At 58.6% G+C, this 14637-nt stretch carries 17 protein-coding genes; 5 read left to right on the plus strand and 12 right to left on the minus strand.

The window, feature by feature from the left end:
* Positions 1-118: 118 nt before the first annotated feature.
* Positions 119-1237 carry an alanine dehydrogenase gene (ald, locus tag DHN12_RS13590; RefSeq protein ID WP_108860695.1) on the minus strand — a complete coding sequence of 373 codons (1119 nt, stop codon included), beginning with the start codon at positions 1235-1237 and terminating at the stop codon, positions 119-121.
* A 138-nt stretch (positions 1238-1375) separates the two neighbouring features.
* Between ald and DHN12_RS13595 the strand changes: the two genes are divergently transcribed.
* On the plus strand, positions 1376-1834 hold the full coding sequence (locus DHN12_RS13595; RefSeq protein ID WP_058278916.1) for an Lrp/AsnC family transcriptional regulator: 459 nt from the start codon (positions 1376-1378) through the stop codon (positions 1832-1834).
* A gap of 3 nt (positions 1835-1837) precedes the next feature.
* On the opposite strand, the gene DHN12_RS13600 is transcribed toward DHN12_RS13595, so the two are convergent.
* Positions 1838-2677, minus strand: coding sequence for a CPBP family intramembrane glutamic endopeptidase (locus DHN12_RS13600; protein ID WP_108860696.1), 840 nt, complete (start codon positions 2675-2677; stop codon positions 1838-1840).
* Between the two features lie 289 nt (positions 2678-2966).
* On the opposite strand from DHN12_RS13600, the gene ppk2 reads away from it, so the two are divergent.
* Positions 2967-3884, plus strand: a complete 918-nt coding sequence (ppk2, locus tag DHN12_RS13605) for a polyphosphate kinase 2 (protein WP_108860856.1) — start codon at positions 2967-2969, stop codon at positions 3882-3884.
* Positions 3885-3944: 60 nt separating this feature from the next.
* On the opposite strand, the gene DHN12_RS13610 is transcribed toward ppk2, so the two are convergent.
* Positions 3945-4982, minus strand: coding sequence for a CAP domain-containing protein (locus tag DHN12_RS13610; protein WP_108860697.1), 1038 nt, complete (start codon positions 4980-4982; stop codon positions 3945-3947).
* A gap of 293 nt (positions 4983-5275) precedes the next feature.
* On the minus strand, positions 5276-5482 hold the full coding sequence (gene rpsU, locus DHN12_RS13615) for a 30S ribosomal protein S21 (protein WP_005614280.1): 207 nt from the start codon (positions 5480-5482) through the stop codon (positions 5276-5278).
* Between the two features lie 111 nt (positions 5483-5593).
* Between rpsU and DHN12_RS13620 the strand changes: the two genes are divergently transcribed.
* Entirely contained in the window at positions 5594-6286 is a 693-nt protein-coding gene (locus DHN12_RS13620; RefSeq protein ID WP_108860698.1) for a COQ9 family protein, read from the plus strand.
* A 55-nt stretch (positions 6287-6341) separates the two neighbouring features.
* Positions 6342-7328, plus strand: a complete 987-nt coding sequence (locus tag DHN12_RS13625) for an NAD(P)H-quinone oxidoreductase (RefSeq protein WP_108860699.1) — start codon at positions 6342-6344, stop codon at positions 7326-7328.
* 35 nt (positions 7329-7363) lie between these two features.
* Here the strand turns inward: DHN12_RS13625 and DHN12_RS13630 are convergent, their stop codons facing one another.
* Positions 7364-8221 carry a DUF2189 domain-containing protein gene (locus tag DHN12_RS13630; protein ID WP_108860857.1) on the minus strand — a complete coding sequence of 286 codons (858 nt, stop codon included), beginning with the start codon at positions 8219-8221 and terminating at the stop codon, positions 7364-7366.
* 191 nt (positions 8222-8412) lie between these two features.
* Between DHN12_RS13630 and DHN12_RS13635 the strand changes: the two genes are divergently transcribed.
* Complete coding sequence (locus DHN12_RS13635; protein WP_108860700.1) at positions 8413-9396, plus strand: quinone oxidoreductase; 984 nt, start codon at positions 8413-8415, stop codon at positions 9394-9396.
* A 92-nt stretch (positions 9397-9488) separates the two neighbouring features.
* On the opposite strand, the gene DHN12_RS13640 is transcribed toward DHN12_RS13635, so the two are convergent.
* The 7 genes from DHN12_RS13640 to DHN12_RS13670 form a co-directional block, all read right to left on the minus strand.
* On the minus strand, positions 9489-9962 hold the full coding sequence (locus DHN12_RS13640; protein ID WP_108860701.1) for a YHS domain-containing (seleno)protein: 474 nt from the start codon (positions 9960-9962) through the stop codon (positions 9489-9491).
* Between the two features lie 194 nt (positions 9963-10156).
* The gene (locus DHN12_RS13645; RefSeq protein WP_108860702.1) at positions 10157-10423 is read right to left on the minus strand and encodes a hypothetical protein; all 267 of its coding nucleotides are present in this window, start codon (positions 10421-10423) and stop codon (positions 10157-10159) included.
* Positions 10420-11025: a glycerol-3-phosphate 1-O-acyltransferase PlsY gene (plsY, locus tag DHN12_RS13650; RefSeq protein ID WP_108860703.1), complete on the minus strand. Its 606-nt coding sequence runs from the start codon at positions 11023-11025 to the stop codon at positions 10420-10422. Before plsY ends, DHN12_RS13645 begins: the two co-directional genes overlap by 4 nt.
* The gene (pyrC, locus tag DHN12_RS13655) at positions 11025-12305 is read right to left on the minus strand and encodes a dihydroorotase (protein ID WP_108860704.1); all 1281 of its coding nucleotides are present in this window, start codon (positions 12303-12305) and stop codon (positions 11025-11027) included. Before pyrC ends, plsY begins: the two co-directional genes overlap by 1 nt.
* A complete protein-coding gene (locus DHN12_RS13660; protein ID WP_234416643.1) occupies positions 12302-12688 on the minus strand; it encodes a hypothetical protein in 387 nt (128 codons plus the stop codon). Before DHN12_RS13660 ends, pyrC begins: the two co-directional genes overlap by 4 nt.
* Positions 12673-13191 carry a hypothetical protein gene (locus tag DHN12_RS13665; RefSeq protein WP_108860705.1) on the minus strand — a complete coding sequence of 173 codons (519 nt, stop codon included), beginning with the start codon at positions 13189-13191 and terminating at the stop codon, positions 12673-12675. Before DHN12_RS13665 ends, DHN12_RS13660 begins: the two co-directional genes overlap by 16 nt.
* Positions 13188-14123 (minus strand): aspartate carbamoyltransferase catalytic subunit, encoded by a 936-nt coding sequence (locus tag DHN12_RS13670; protein ID WP_108860706.1) that lies wholly within the window; start codon positions 14121-14123, stop codon positions 13188-13190. The genes DHN12_RS13665 and DHN12_RS13670 overlap by 4 nt, the downstream gene beginning before the upstream one ends.
* Positions 14124-14637 lie beyond the last annotated feature (514 nt).

A 14637-nucleotide genomic window follows, 5' to 3' on the forward strand; every position in this document is an offset into this window, starting at 1 on the left:
TTTCTTATTGGTGCAAAAGCCGTTCGATCAAAAGAAAAGCGGCGCGCCAAAGGCGCGCCGCCATGCCCAACGCTGCAAAGCAGCCGCTTCTGCGGCTACTTTCAGGGGCGGGAGTGCGTCAGGCGTTGACGATTGCCTCGGGCGAGACAACATCCAGACCCAGCGCCGTACCAACAGCTTCGTAAGTCAGCTGACCGGCATGGACGTTCAGACCTGCCAGCAAATGCGGGTCGTCCTGACATGCTTTCTTCCAGCCTTTACCCGCCAGCGCCAGCAGGAACGGCATGGTTGCGTTACCCAATGCGATGGTCGAGGTCCGCGCAACCGCGCCCGGCATGTTGGCTACGCAGTAGTGCATGACGCCGTCCACTTCATAGATCGGGTCAGCATGGGTGGTCGCTTTGGAGGTTTCAAAGCAGCCGCCCTGGTCGATCGCAACGTCAACCAGAACCGCACCGGGTTTCATGGTGGACAGCTGCGCGCGCGAGATCAGCTTTGGTGCCGCAGCGCCGGGGATCAGAACCGCACCGATGACCATGTCGGCTTCCTGGATCAGCTCGGCCGTTGCGCCGGCTGTCGAGTACTGGCTTTTGAACGTACCGCCAAAGACGTCGTCGAGGTAACGCAGGCGTGGCAGAGACCGGTCCAGAACGGTGACATCAGCGCCCATGCCGGCCGCGATCTTGGCTGCGTGCGTGCCAACAACGCCGCCGCCGATCACAATGACTTTGGCCGGGCCAACGCCGGGAACGCCACCCATCAGAACACCGCGGCCGCCATTGGCCTTTTGCAGGGTCCACGAACCGACCTGAGGTGCCAGACGGCCGGCAACTTCGGACATCGGTGCCAGCAGAGGCAGGCCGCCTTTGGAATCGGTTACGGTCTCATAGGCAATCGCGGTGCAGCCCGACGCCAGCAGGTCGTGGGTCTGGTCTGGATCGGGTGCCAGGTGCAGGTAGGTGAACAGCAGCTGGCCTTCACGCAGCATCTTGCGCTCGACCGCCTGGGGTTCTTTGACCTTTACGATCATGTCCGCGGTCGCAAAAACTTCTTCTGCTGTGTCGACGATGCGCGCACCTGCGGCAACATACGAGTCGTTGTCAAAGCCGGAACCCATGCCGGCATTGGTTTCAATGATGACCTCGTGGCCGCGCGCAACAGCTTCTTGCGCAGCGTTGGGGGTCATGCCAACACGGAATTCCTGGGGTTTGATTTCCTTGGGGCAACCGATTTTCATTTCTCGCTCCTCCATTCATAAACTGCCCAAATTATGTGCAATTCGGGATGCAATTTCTGTGAAACTCTGCCCGTCATTTGGGTTTTCTTTGCGAGAATCTTCGGTATTATTAGAGTTTCTTGCAAAGGACTTGCGCGTATGAGCCTCGATACGACCGATCGAAAGATTCTGGCCGCCCTGCAGAGAAACGGCAGGATGTCGAATGCCGAGCTGTCGGATCAGGTGAATCTGTCGCCGTCGGCGTGTCATCGGCGGGTCCAACGGCTTGAGGCCGAAGGGTACATTCGAAACTATGTGGCGTTGCTGGATGCACGCAAGATGAACGTTCCGACCACCGTGTTTGTCGAGATCACGCTGCAGGGCCAGGCCGAAGAGCTTCTGGATGCGTTCGAAAAAGCGGTGGCGCGTATTCCCGACGTTCTGGAGTGTCATCTTATGGCGGGGACGGCGGACTATATTCTGAAGGTTGTCGCCGAGAACACCGAGGATTTCGCCCGAATTCACCGTCAGTACCTGTCGCGCTTGCCCGGCGTGGCGCAAATGCAAAGCTCATTTGCTTTGCGTACTGTGTTCAAGACGACGGCCTTGCCGGTGTGACCGTCAGGCTGGGGCCAGGTAGGTGAACAGGATCAGATGCATGGCATTGAAGCCGAAATGCGTTATGACGGGCACCCACACCCGACCGGTCGCATAAAATCCCAAACCACAGGCCGCGCCAAGAATCGCGGCATAAGCGACTAGGGCCGGACCCCCGGCAAAATGCGCCAAACCAAACAGAAGGCTGGCCAGAGTCACACCAAGTGCTGCACCTAGTTTGGACGCAATAAGCGACTGCAGGTACCCGCGAAAATAAGCCTCTTCCGTCAAGCAGGTCAGAAACAGGTTCGACAATGCAAAAATCAGCCACCAAGGCGGTAGGCTGAGTTCTGGCCGGATGGCCTGCGCGGACAGCCCGACGGCGAAGAGCGCGGGCAAGGTCGCAAGGCCCACCAGCAACGGTGTTCTCCGGACAGGTCTCGCTGAATCGGTCATTCCCGGCCAGGCCAGAAGAACCGCAAAAAGCACCATTGGCTTGTCCAGATTCAAGTACATTGAAAACGCCGAACTGTCCGGCCCGGCGTAGACCCGGTCCAGTACCAGCAGGTTTTGAAAACCGGGCACCAGATGCGCGCCCAATGCAAGACACCAGCCGATCAACATGACGTGGCCAACCGCCGCACCGGTGCCTGTAAGATGGTTCAGGGCCGCAGCCCCCAGCAATCCGGCAGCAACAAGTCCAATAGCCAAAGGTGTGACCAGCCCCATGGCGAGGGCGGTAAGACCAAACACCAATAGCAGCGTCAGGCCAAGTTGACGCCGGCCCGAGGCCGCACTGACCATGCCGGCGATCAGTATGGACCAGGGCCATATCAATGGCAGAAGGGATACAAAATGCGCCACGGCTCTCTCATGTATTCAGGTGCGTATTGATGCCGTCGGACAACCCCAAATGGCAAGGCCGTGCAAGGGTCAGCCTGTGCTTAACTGCCGGCGTTGCGTCAAATCGGACGCTTGTATCTAGGCGCAGGTCAGTTCAATTATAGGAATGACCGTACATCTGCCTGTTTTACGACCCCGCACCAACTTGGTATTGAACCGGCGCGGAGCGTTCATCAATTATATCTGATGACATCAGGCGGTCACACTCTCTGGGTATGGTCGGAACCCGTTGACTGATAAGGAGCAGATCTTGGCTTACCAAAACAATGATGCCCCAAAAGACTGGCTGGAAGCCGAGCTCGAAGACACGCTGGACGAAGATTTCGAAATCGAATTCAGCGAGCCGATGCTGTCGATGGAAGTTCGCAAGATCTATAAGGAACAGCATCCCGACATGCTGGACCGCAAGGTCTATTTCCAGAACCTGCTGCGATTGCAGGCCGAACTGATCAGAGTGCAGGATTGGGTTCAACATACCGGCGCCAAAGTGTGCATCCTGTTCGAAGGTCGCGACAGTGCCGGTAAAGGGGGGGTAATCAAGCGGATTACCCAGCGCCTCAACCCGCGTGTTGCGCGTGTAGTTGCGTTGCCTGCACCGAGTCGCAGGGAACAAAGCCAGTGGTATTTCCAACGCTACGTGCCGCACCTGCCCGCAGCTGGCGAAATCGTTCTGTTCGACCGGTCCTGGTATAACAGGGCCGGTGTCGAACGGGTCATGGGTTTTGCCAGCGAAGATCAGGTCGAACAGTTCTTTCAGGACGTTCCCGAATTCGAACGGATGCTGGTGCGGTCGGGGATCATCCTGCTGAAATATTGGTTCTCGATCACCGACGAAGAACAGCAGTTGCGATTCCTGATGCGCATTCACGATCCGATGAAGCAGTGGAAGCTGTCGCCGATGGATCTGGAATCGCGCATTCGGTGGGAATCCTACACCAAGGCCAAGGAGGACATGTTGTTCCGCACGAACATACCTGAAGCGCCCTGGTACATCGTCGAAGGCAATGACAAAAAGCGCGAGCGCCTGAATTGCATTGAACACCTGCTGACCAAGATCCCGTATTTGGATGTGCCGCAGGAAAAGGTCGATCTGCCGGATCGAAAGTACAACCCGGAATATGAACGCCGGATTCTGCCGGACGATCTCTATGTTCCAAAGGTCTATTGAACTATTGAAGTAGAAATTGGTGCGAGGCAGGGTCGCCCCCGCCCCGCACCGTAGTATCCGTTAAGCGGCGTCCATCATGCAGTCGAAATCATAATAGTTGAACACAAAGACATCACCTGAATTGTCCCCGGTCATGTCAGAGCAAGTCTCAACATCGTCCACAGGATTGTCATCGCCGGTCATCACCATATCGAAATCGTCGGTTTCGGGTTCCGCATCGGCATAGTCCGTGTCGTTCCAATCAAACTGGTCGAACTGCGCCTGAATCGATTGGACGAATGCCCGGATCTCCGCAAGAAACTCCTGAACGTCAAAACAGGCGACTTCTTCCGGTTCTTCGGTTCCAGGTGTTTCAGGCTCCGGCTCTTCGGTCTCGGTGACGTCAGTGTCGGGCGTTTCTGGTTCCGGCTCTTCGGTCTCGGTGACGTCGGTGTCGGGCGTTTCGGGCTCCGGTTCTTCGGTCTCGGTGACATCGGTGTCAGGCGTTTCTGGTGCCGGTTCCTCGGTGTCGGTATCCGGCGTTTCGGCTACGGGTTCCTCAGGCTCGGTAACCTCGGGTTCTGGCACTTCGGCAACCGGCTCTTCGGGCTGCGGGGTTTCTTCAACTGGTGGCGTCGGCGCCGGCGGAGTGGCAGAACCGTTGTCCAGCATGACTTCACCCTGGGTGGCAGCAAAGTTCTGCGTCACCATCACAGCGTCGAAACCCTGCATGTCGCCGGTTTCAATTCCGATTCCGATGTATTTGAAATCTGGGTTCAGAATATTGGCGCGGTGACCGGGGCTGTTCATCAGGTTCTGATGAAGCTGGGCGACGTCATCGCTGATGCCTGGCGCGCCGCGCTCGGATTGCCAGGCGATGTTTTCACCCGACCGCCAGTTGCCCGAGAAGTCGAATCCGGCCATTTCCATCCGCTGAGTGGCGCTGGAACCACCCGAGCCCGTGTGGCTGAACCTGTCAGTTTCCAGCATCCATTCACTGTGATCCTCGGACGAGTCGTTCAGCCGCGTTTCAAGCTGTAGGGGGTCCAGCCCGCGGGATGTGCGCTCTTGGTTAATCAGCGCCAGCATTTCTTGTTCGATACTACTTGCAGTCGACATTTTTGCCTCCGATTGGTTTTTTGTCGTGGTAGACGGCGCCAGTTACAAAGGCTCGATACGACCTTCATAGGGATGGCGTGTTCAGAGGCGAGTTTTGGCGGGTCAGTGCTACCGTCACGGGATTCGCTGCGCTGCAAAATGCCGGGCAAAATGTTGCTGAGGGGGAAATGGCAGCTTGTCGCGCGTGGGCGGCCCGAGTCGGCAAAAATCATCCGACCCTAAAAACGACAAACCCCCGGGCGATGCCTCGGGGGTCGTCAAATAGTGTCATCCAAAGCTGGACGAGCGAGGTTTTAGAGCAAACCTTCGCGCTGTGCTTTCTTACGTGCCAGTTTACGGGCACGGCGGATCGCTTCAGCTTTCTCGCGCGCTTTTTTCTCGGACGGTTTCTCGAAATGTTGCTTGAGCTTCATTTCGCGGAACACGCCTTCGCGCTGCAGCTTTTTCTTCAGGGCACGAAGCGCCTGATCGACGTTATTGTCGCGAACACTAACCTGCATGTGGTTGTCACCACCTTTCTAGATAGAGTTGCAAGGAAATTGCAGGAATTGGCCGTATAGCAAAGCCGTTCTATCTTGTCTAGTACTGGTCCCCAGAACCGGAGAACCGCCATGACCACCACATATGAAGACACCAAGCAGCAGTTGTTGGACGCGATTTTGATCCATGTGCCGTTTGACGGCTGGTCCGAAGCCAGCTTTCGTGCAGCTATCTTAGATTGCGATATGGATGACACGCTGGCGCGCGCGATTTGTCCCCGTGGCGCGGTTGATCTGGCACTGGCCTTTCACGCGCGCGGCGACGCGGCGATGGAAGATCGGCTGAAGTCCTCGGACCTGAGCGAGTTGAAGTTCCGCGAGCGAATCGCCGCTGCAGTTCGGTTCCGGCTTGAGGCGGTTCCGGACAAAGAGCTTGTTCGCCGGGGTATGACGTTGTTTTCGCTGCCCACCCACGCAGCCGATGGGGCAAAAGCCTTGTGGCAGACCTGCGATCTGATCTGGGACACGCTGGGCGATTCCTCGGAAGACGTGAACTGGTACACGAAACGGGCGACTTTGTCGGGTGTCTATTCCTCGACTCTGCTGTTCTGGCTGGGCGACGATTCCCCCGATCACCAGAAAACTTGGGAGTTTCTGGATCGGCGGATAGACAACGTCATGCAGTTCGAAAAGATCAAGGCGCAGGTGAATGACAACCCGTTGTTCAAACCGTTTCTGGCGGTGCCGAACTGGTTGGCTGGTCAGGTAAAAGCGCCGACAAAGATACGGGCTGATTTGCCGGGTATGTTAAACCCGCGCAAGTAAGCGTCTGGGCCTTCCAGAAATTGCCTGCTAGGCATTGGGCAAAGGAGATTTGCCCATGACCCAGATGATGCGCGCTGTCGAAATCACCAAACCCGGTGGTCCGGATGTTCTGCAACTGACGGAACGCCCGGTGCCGGAACCACAAGCCGGACAGGTGATCCTGAAAGTGGCCTATGCGGGTGTGAACCGCCCGGATGCGCTGCAGCGTGCCGGGGCGTATGATCCGCCGCAGGGTGCCAGCGATTTGCCGGGGCTTGAGGCATCGGGCGAGGTTGTTGCCGTTGGTGCCGGGGTCGAGGGTCTGGCCATCGGCGATCAGGTCTGTGCCTTGCTGCCCGGTGGCGGTTATGCGGAATATGTGGCCACACCGGCTGCGCATTGTCTGCCAGTTCCTTCGGGAATGGGCATGAAAGAGGCCGCGTGCCTGCCCGAAACCTTCTTTACTGTGTGGTCCAACGTTTTCACGCGCGGCGGTCTGAAGGCAGGTGAGCGTTTTCTGGTGCATGGCGGGTCCAGCGGCATTGGCACAACAGCGATCCAGCTGGCGAACGCGTTTGGTGCGCGGGTGTTTGCAACCGCCGGATCTGCTGAGAAATGCGAAGCCTGTGTGAACCTCGGGGCCGAGAAGGCGATCAATTACCGGGATGAGGACTTCGTGGGCGTCATGCGGGCTGAGGGTGGCGCGAACCTGATCCTCGACATGGTTGGTGGCGACTATATCCCGCGCAACGTCAAAGCTCTGGCCGAGGATGGGTGTCTGGTTCAGATCGCCTTCCTGCAAGGTCCGAAGGTCGAGTTGAACTTTGCGATGATGATGGTCAAACGCCTGATCCTGACTGGCAGTACTTTGCGCCCTCAAAGTGATCTGGCAAAGGCGAAGATTGCGCAGGATTTGCGCGAGGCTGTCTGGCCATTGCTGGAGGCTGGGAACGTGGCCCCCGTCATGGACAGTGAGTTTGATCTGGCCGAGGCGGCAGCCGCCCATGCGCGGATGGAAAGCTCGGGCCACATCGGCAAGATTGTCCTCAAGGTCGCTGGTTAAAACTTTGGCGCGGGTAGATCCCGCGCTTTTTCCGATCAGACCATTGCGCGGCGGTAAAGATGCCAGGTTGCATGGCCCAGGACTGGCATGACAACGATCAGCCCCAGCAGCATCGGGATGGCTCCGATGATCAACAGGGCCGCTACGATGAACCCCCATGCCAAAATGACACCGGGATTATGCCGCAACACCCGGACCGACGTCACGACCGCCACCGGCAGTCCGACAGGACGGTCCAACAGCAATGGAAAGCTGACGACGCTCATGGCCAATGCGACCAGCGCGAATAGAAACCCGATCGCATTGCCGAAAATGATCATGGACCAGCCTGCGCCCGTGGTGAATACCTGAGTCACGAAAGCCCCGAGCGAGGTGGGCAGATCAGGCCCAAGCGTATGCACATAGATGCTCTGCGCGACCATCAGCCAAATCAGCAGCAGCATGACCAGATAGAACCCCAAGGCCAGAATTGCACCGAAGGACGGGGACCGGAAGACGCCCAAGGCGTCCAGCCAATGGACCTCGCCGCCTTGCTCGCGTTTGCGGCTGATTTCGTAAAGGCCCACGGCTGCGATCGGACCGACTAGTGCGAAACCCATGATCAGCGGTGCCAGTAGGGGCACCATGTTGCGATTAAGGCCAAACCCGAACATCAGCAGACCTGCAATCGGGTAAACCAGTATGATGAAAATGGCATCCGCCCGCGTTTCCAGAAAATCATTGTACCCGGCCTGCAAACAGGCCTTCAGGTCCTGCATCGTCAGGGTTTGCACCTGCGGCAGATGCCGGGTGTCCGCGCTGCCGATATGGTGCACGCTTTCGGTAATATGATCGCCGGTCGCGCCAATGTTTCGGGCGGCCCAACTGATCGGATTTCCTATTGTTTTGGCCATCTTGATCCCCTCCCTTTGCCAGTGCGCAACGGGTTGAATCCGGCGGTGGTTGCCTTTGGCCGGACCAGCCGGCAACGCTCAGGCCCTATTATAGCACAGTTTTTCCCGTTGTGGTTGCGCGGCAGGAAAAACCTACCAATTGCCCTGTTTCACACGCGTGTTAGCTTGGCGTCAGGCAACAGGAGGTCAGCATGCAGCAAACGGCAAGAACCGTCGTCATTCACGAAAACGGCGGCCCCGAAGTTCTAAAGATCGAAGGCCGGCCCTTGGGCGATCCCGGACCCGGCGAGGTTCGCATCCGCCACCGGGCCTGTGGGTTGAACTTCATTGATGTCTATCAGCGCACGGGGTTGTACCCGATGGATTTACCGCACGCGCTGGGCATGGAAGCGGCAGGTGTGATTGAGGCCGTTGGCGAAGGTGTTACCCATCTGAAACCGGGCCAACGCGCGGCCTATGCCGCAGCACCCGCCGGGGCCTATTGTGAAGCGCGCGTGATGCCAGCGGCACAGGTATGTCCGTTGTCCGAAGGGATTTCTTTTGACGCGGCTGCGGCGATGATGCTCAAGGGGATGACGGTCGAGTATCTGTTTCACCGGACAACGCCTTTGAAACGGGGTGACACGGTTCTGTTTCACGCGGCCGCCGGTGGCGTTGGTCTGATTGCCTGCCAATGGGCCAAGTCCGAGGGCATCACCCTGATCGGAACAGCCGGGACAGACGAAAAATGCAGCCTCGCGCAGTTCAATGGGGCTGCGCATTGCATCAACTACCGGACCGAGAACTTTGCCGAACGTGTGGCCGAAATCACCGGCGGCAAGGGCGTGGACGTGGTCATGGATTCCATCGGTGCGGACACGTTCAATGGCTCGCTGGACTGCCTGAAACCCCTGGGAATGATGATCTCATTCGGCAATGCGTCGGGGCCAGTCCCGTTGATGGATATCGGTATTTTGGGCAAGAAAGGTTCATTGAAAATCACCCGCCCGACGTTGTTTACCCATATCGCCGATCCTTCTGTCTGTCAGGCAATGGCACGGCGGCTGTTCGGCAAAGTTGAAGGCGGCGAGGTCAAAATCCACATCGACCAGCGGTTCCCGTTGGATCAGGTGGCCGAGGCGCATCGGGTGCTTGAAGCGCGTCAAACCACAGGCAGCACGGTTCTTGAACCGTAAGACCGACTAAACCCGGCTTGCTGGTGTTTGATCTTGAAACGAAAAACGGCGGCAGAATACTCTGCCGCCGCCTTTTTGGAGAATTTCAGGAATTATTGCTGCAGTTCCGCCGGTGTTTTATCCGCGATGGTTTCCCAATTGGCGCTGGCTTGTTCGACAAAACCAGGGATGTCACCTTCCCAGCGCTGCTGGATGTCTTGCGACAGGTTCAGGTACAGCTTGTTGTCAACGATCTTCCAATAGGTCGGGTCACCGTCAAACTTGAAGCCCATCGCAGCGCCGAAGGCGCAATAGCCGCCATATGCAGGCAGGTACGCTTCGGGGTTTTCTTCGAACGCGGCTTTGTTTTCTTCATTGGCAAAGCGATACATCGCGTCGTTGTGCAGTGTGGTGATGCGGTAGTCACCTTTGGTCGGCTCGCCAGCGGTGAAGTAGGCAACCGGATCATAGCCCTGCATGGCCAGACCGGTCGAGCTTGCGTTCAGCTCAACACCAGCGGCCAGAGCCGAGCTTGCGATGGAAACAGACAGCGCGACGCCGCCGATAAGAGATTTGAACTTGTTCATTGTTTTCACCTTTCGTGAAGGGGCCGCCACGTGACGCAGAAAATTGCGCCCAGACAACCCAAGAGTTTTTTGTCCGTGAGACCCGCAATTGGTCGTCACGGAACCCAAGTGGGCAGGCGGCTCATCACGTTCAAAGCAATCAATTGTGAATGTGCAGGGGCGAAGAGGCACTGTTCACAAATGCAGGGTAGGCCTTAGGTATCGGGCGCCAGATCCAAAACGAATTCGGTGACTTTTCCCGCGGACATTTCGCAGGGGCGAAGAAGAGATCCGCGTTTGGTCAGATAAAGGTTCAGGCTGATGTAGTCGCTGCCGTCCAGTGCGCGTGCGACAAGTTTCTGCGACTTGCCGTCTGAAAACTCCGTTCGACTGACGATATACCGCCTGCCGTGGGCACGCCCGGTCGACGACCCCTTGGGGATGGCAAAAAAGGCGGTCAGGAAGGCGTTCGGGGCGCTCAAGACTGCCCGATTTTTGGTTCAGTGCCGGATTTGATGCGGGCAATATTCGCGCTGTGGCGCCAATAGACCAACAGGGTCAGGACGCCAGCCAGTAGCAGCGTTTGCGAACCTGTCAGCAGAAGGGCCCAGATAGTGGACGTTGCCGCCGCTGCAAGTGCCGCAAGGGATGAGATGCGCCAGATTGCAGCAGCAACCAACCAGGTCAAACAACAGGCCACACCGACGCGCCAGTCCAACGCCAGCCAGATCCCCAGAAACGTGGCGACCCCTTTGCCGCCCTTAAATCCCAGCCAAACCGGAAAGCAATGGCCCAAAAGTGCTGCCAGCGCCGCAATCTGCGCGGCATCCTCGCCCGCCAGTGCGCGCGCCACCAGAACGGCAACCCCGCCTTTTGCGGCGTCGAAGATCAGGGTCAGGGCAGCGGCGGTCTTGTTGCCTGTCCGCAAAACATTGGTTGCGCCGATATTGCCCGATCCGATGTTGCGCAGGTTACCCAACCCCATCACCTTGGCCAGGACCATGCCAAACGGGATCGACCCCATCAGGTATCCAAGTGCCGCCCACAGGATCAGCTGGGTCATTGTGCTGTCGATGATCGGCATCAGGGTCTCCGGTAAACTTCTTGTCCTGCAACGAAAGTTGCGGTGACCTTACCCTGCATGCGTTGGCCGTCAAACGGTGTGTTCTGAGATTTGGATTTGAGCGAGAACCGGTCCAGCACAAAGGGCATATCCGGGTCAAACAGGACCAGATCGGCGGGTGCGCCTTCGGACAGGCGGCCACTGTCCAGCCCTAATCGTTTCGCCGGGTTTAGGGCCATTGCGCGGAACAGTGTCGGCAGGTCCAACTGCCCGGCATGATACAGACGCAAGGCGGCGGGCAGCAGTGTTTCCAGCGCTACCGCGCCGGAGGCCGCCTCTTCAAACGGCAGGCGTTTGCTTTCCTCATCCTGAGGCGTGTGCATGGAACTGATCGTATCAATCAGGCCGGTCCGCACTGCTTCGATCACCGCTTGCCGGTCATCCTCGGATCGCAGCGGCGGCTTGACCTTGAAGAAGGTGCGATAGTCGGCCACGTCCAGCTCGTTCAGAGTCAGGTGGTGAATCGACGTACCTGCGGTGATATCCAAACCATTCCGCTTGGCCCGTTCAAGCGCGGGCAGGGCACGGGCGGTGGTGATCTGGTCAGCGTGATAGGCGGCTCCGGTCATCTCAAGCAAGGCAATGTCGCGGTCCAGTCCCATCCGCTCGGCCATGGGCGAAACGGCGGGCAAGCCACGCAGCACGGCGAACTTGCCACTGGTGGCTGCGGCACCATTGCTGAGAATGGGTTCTTGCGGGTGGGCGATGACCAGCGCGCCACAGGCCCGGGCATAGGTCAGGGCGCGGGAAAACACCTTGGTGTTGGCGATCATGTGATCGCAGTCAGTAAAGGCGACGGCACCGGCATCCTGCAGGAATCCGATCTCAGTCATTTCGCGGCCTTCGCGACCTTTGGTCAACGCGGCCATTGGCAGGACGTTGACCGGAGTGTCGGCCTGCGCTCGGCGTGTGACGAACTCCAGACTTTCGGGCGTGTCGATCGCGGGGCTGGTATCGGGGCGGGTCACGATGGTGGTCACGCCTCCGGCCGCAGCGGCCAGACCGGCAGATTTATAGCTTTCCTTGTGTCGCTCACCCGGTTCACAGACCTTGACGCCGATATCGACGATGCCGGGGGCAAGGCACTGTCCGCCACAATCGACGACCTGCGCCTCCGGCGTCGGAGCATCCCCTTCGCCGCGCGCAGCGATCTGACCGTCGGATACATGTAGCCAGCCAGGGCTGTCGGTGCCGGTTTCCGGGTCGATCAGGCGGGCATTGGTAAAAAGAGTGTTATTCATGCCATTGCCCTTTCGATGGCGGCTTTGGTGGCGGCGGGGTCAGCCTGATACTTGATCAGGTGTTTGTCACCGCCCTTGGTGACGATCTGGACAAAACTGCCCATGAGGTTGACCGCCTCTATCTGGTTCAGCGTCACATTGCGCGGGCCGGGGCCGGTTAGGGTGGTTTCCGTCATCTGCCATGTGGTGGTCAGTTCTTCTGAGGCCAGGTACCATGCGCGAAAGGCAACCGCGGCAAGACCCGCGGGCGCCCCGGTCCAGACGTAGGGGTTGCCGACCAACCACAGCACGATCATCGCGACCGCCATGGCCCCGGCGGCCAGCCATGTATTCGTGCGGATATACGCGCCTTTGTCGGGGGTGAAGGTCACAGGGTCAGCCACAGGATGCCTCCTATGACCAACAGCGCCACCACTGCCAGCATGGCCGACCCAATGCGGCCGGGTTTGTCGTCTTGTGGCGGGGTTTGCGGGGCCGAGAACGGTTTCGCACTTTCGGTTTTGATCGGTCCACCGGTCCAGCTTGTCGCCTCTTCTGTGTAAAGGCCAACCAGGCGCACTTTTGGGTCCGGTTCCAAAGTGGCGGCACGTCCCTGAAACGCGGCACTGCGCACGACCATGACCCAGCCTTCAACGCTGTCCAGTGCAGCCCGGTCCAGTTGATCATTGGGAACGCCGCACCCTTCGTTGAGGCAGCCGAAAAGACCCAGTTCCTCGAGATCTGATACGGGAAAGACGTCGATCTGAACAGGATCCAGACCCTCGACACCCAGAACCTGGTCGGCGGCACCCGGTTCGCGCAGGAACTTTGCCGCCTCGGGCCGCATGTCCAGCTGAAACAGGCGGAGGACGCCGTATTCGTGGGGGGCGACGATCAGATCACTCATGCCGCCTCGCGCAGGTTGCGGGCCAACAGTTCCATTGCGGCCATGCGAACGGCGACGCCCATTTCGACCTGTTCCTGAATAACGGACCGGTTGATGTCGTCCGCCAGCGTTCCGTCAATCTCAACACCGCGATTCATCGGGCCAGGATGCATAACGATGGCGTCCGGTTTGGCCTGCGACAGCTTAGCGGCGTCCAGACCATAACGGTGATAGTATTCCCGCTCGGACGGGATGAACCCGCCATCCATCCGCTCTTTCTGAAGGCGCAGCATCATCACGACGTCGACGTCCTTGAGGCCTTCGTTCATGTCGTCGTAAATTTCGGCGCCAAACTCGGCAAACTGGTTGGGGACCAGCGTCGGTGGTCCGATCAGACGAATACGGTTTTCCATTTTGCCCAGCAGTATCAGGTTTGACCGGGCCACGCGGGAATGGGCGACATCGCCGCAGATCGCGATGTTCAGGCGGTGCAGGCGACCTTTGGCGCGGCGAATGGTCAGCGCGTCCAGCAGAGCTTGCGTCGGGTGTTCATGCTTGCCGTCACCTGCATTCAGCACTGCGCAATTCACCTTCTGCGCCAGCAGGTCGACCGCGCCCGAGTGCGGATGGCGCACCACGAGCAGATCAGGGTGCATTGCATTCAGCGTCATTGCCGTGTCGATCAGCGTCTCGCCTTTTTTGATCGAGCTGGCCTGCATCGCCATGTTCATCACATCCGCGCCCAGCCGCTTGCCTGCGATCTCGAAACTGGCCTGCGTGCGGGTCGAGTTCTCGAAGAACATGTTGATCTGAGTCAGCCCCGACAGCACGTCAGAGTGCTTTGACGACTGACGGTTCATGTCGACATACTTCTCGGCCAGGTCGAGAATGGCAGTGATATCGGATTGCGACAGATGCTCGATGCCAAGAAGGTGACGATGGGCAAAACGCATTGGCGGGCTCCTGTCTGACAATCGCGCCGCTTATAAGAAGCCGCGCTGCGCAAGGCAACCTAAGGTTCGGTTCACTTGGGCAGTTTCTCGCATCCGCCTTCGGGCAGGCACTGTTCGCCTGGTTTGCACCATTTACCATATCCGCAGTCGACGGCTTTGACGGGAACACAGCCCTGATTTTTGGAGCACTTGAACCCTTGACGGCACTGCGACCCGGTTTTTTCGCAGAGATACCAGCCGGGGCGTGAACATCCGCCGCCCGGCAGGCAGGATGTTCCCGAGCCGCAGATCCGACCGTCGTCGCATGTCAGTGAAGGCAGTTCCCGAATGTCAGGCGTGTTCCGCTCGCATTCGCCACGGGCATTGCAAATGCTGCCGCCGGGGCAGTCCAGACGCGACCTGCACTTATTTTGCCCCGCTGGGGCACATCGGGTCCCGCCTGCCACGCAGCGCTCGAACGGGCCGCAGGTACGGCCGCCGCCACAATAGGTCCCGCCTAAGGGAATGCAGTGGC

It is taken from the genome of Ruegeria sp. Alg231-54 (genome assembly GCF_900143525.1).
In the GTDB taxonomy this organism is placed as follows: Bacteria; Pseudomonadota; Alphaproteobacteria; order Rhodobacterales; family Rhodobacteraceae; genus Ruegeria.

Excerpts from the sequence above, each read along its gene's own strand:
- ald (WP_108860695.1), bottom strand. The coding sequence starts at position 1,237 with ATGAAAATCGGTTGCCCCAAGGAAATCAAACCCCAGGAATTCCGTGTT.
- plsY (WP_108860703.1), bottom strand. The coding sequence starts at position 11,025 with ATGCCGATCATCGACAGCACAATGACCCAGCTGATCCTGTGGGCGGCA.
- DHN12_RS13665 (WP_108860705.1), bottom strand. The coding sequence starts at position 13,191 with ATGAGTGATCTGATCGTCGCCCCCCACGAATACGGCGTCCTCCGCCTG.
- DHN12_RS13595 (WP_058278916.1), top strand. The coding sequence starts at position 1,376 with ATGAGCCTCGATACGACCGATCGAAAGATTCTGGCCGCCCTGCAGAGA.
- DHN12_RS13630 (WP_108860857.1), bottom strand. The coding sequence starts at position 8,221 with ATGGCCAAAACAATAGGAAATCCGATCAGTTGGGCCGCCCGAAACATT.
- pyrC (WP_108860704.1), bottom strand. The coding sequence starts at position 12,305 with ATGAATAACACTCTTTTTACCAATGCCCGCCTGATCGACCCGGAAACC.
- rpsU (WP_005614280.1), bottom strand. The coding sequence starts at position 5,482 with ATGCAGGTTAGTGTTCGCGACAATAACGTCGATCAGGCGCTTCGTGCC.
- DHN12_RS13635 (WP_108860700.1), top strand. The coding sequence starts at position 8,413 with ATGCAGCAAACGGCAAGAACCGTCGTCATTCACGAAAACGGCGGCCCC.
- DHN12_RS13620 (WP_108860698.1), top strand. The coding sequence starts at position 5,594 with ATGACCACCACATATGAAGACACCAAGCAGCAGTTGTTGGACGCGATT.
- DHN12_RS13670 (WP_108860706.1), bottom strand. The coding sequence starts at position 14,123 with ATGCGTTTTGCCCATCGTCACCTTCTTGGCATCGAGCATCTGTCGCAA.
- DHN12_RS13625 (WP_108860699.1), top strand. The coding sequence starts at position 6,342 with ATGACCCAGATGATGCGCGCTGTCGAAATCACCAAACCCGGTGGTCCG.
- DHN12_RS13640 (WP_108860701.1), bottom strand. The coding sequence starts at position 9,962 with ATGAACAAGTTCAAATCTCTTATCGGCGGCGTCGCGCTGTCTGTTTCC.
- DHN12_RS13610 (WP_108860697.1), bottom strand. The coding sequence starts at position 4,982 with ATGTCGACTGCAAGTAGTATCGAACAAGAAATGCTGGCGCTGATTAAC.